This is a genomic window from Brevundimonas sp. CURTG3B2_SDJG (genome assembly GCF_057364705.1).
The window spans coordinates 1-533 of record NZ_JBNFOJ010000599.1 but is presented as its reverse complement, the minus strand read 5'-3'; the positions used below and the strand labels follow the sequence as shown (position 1 = coordinate 533).

At 76.9% G+C, this 533-nt stretch carries 1 protein-coding gene; it reads left to right on the top strand.

The features are described 5' to 3' along the window. Positions 1 to 204: 204 nt before the first annotated feature. The gene (locus AC2W7C_RS18885) at positions 205 to 408 is read left to right on the top strand and encodes a hypothetical protein (protein WP_486002709.1); all 204 of its coding nucleotides are present in this window, start codon (positions 205 to 207) and stop codon (positions 406 to 408) included. Positions 409 to 533: the final 125 nt, after the last annotated feature.

The window sequence follows — 533 nt, the reverse complement described above, 5'->3', positions numbered from 1 at the left end:
CGTCCGGCTGGCCCGTCGACGGCGGGCGGCCGGCACCACCCGGCTGGGCGCGGCCGGCGACCTGGGACGTGACGTCCGGGAGCTGACGAACCAGAACCCGGCGCAGACCGATCCGGCGCTGGCGGTGCTGGACGCCGTGCGCGCCACCGCCGGCGCGCGGCTGGACGCCTTGCTGGACCGGGGCGAGGCCTTTCGACGCCAATCGTGGACGGCTCGGGCGGCGCCTGGGCGGTCGAGGGGCGATCGTCCGCCGGGGCGGCCTGGCTGCGGCTGTCACGCCTGGGGCTGGTGGGCACGGCGACGGAAAGCGGCCTGGGTCTGCTGGCGGACGCCTATCCAGCCCGACCTGGATCACCGACGCGGCCGGGCGGCTGGCCTGGGCGAACCGGGCCTGGCTGGCCGAGATGAAGGTCGAGAGCGTCGAGGCCGCCCGCGAGAAGGGCTTGAGCTTCGATCGCGGCGCCGACGCCATCGTGGCCGAGGCGGGCCGGCTGCAGCAGCCCCAGGAGGGGTTCCGCTGGACGACCGGCGGC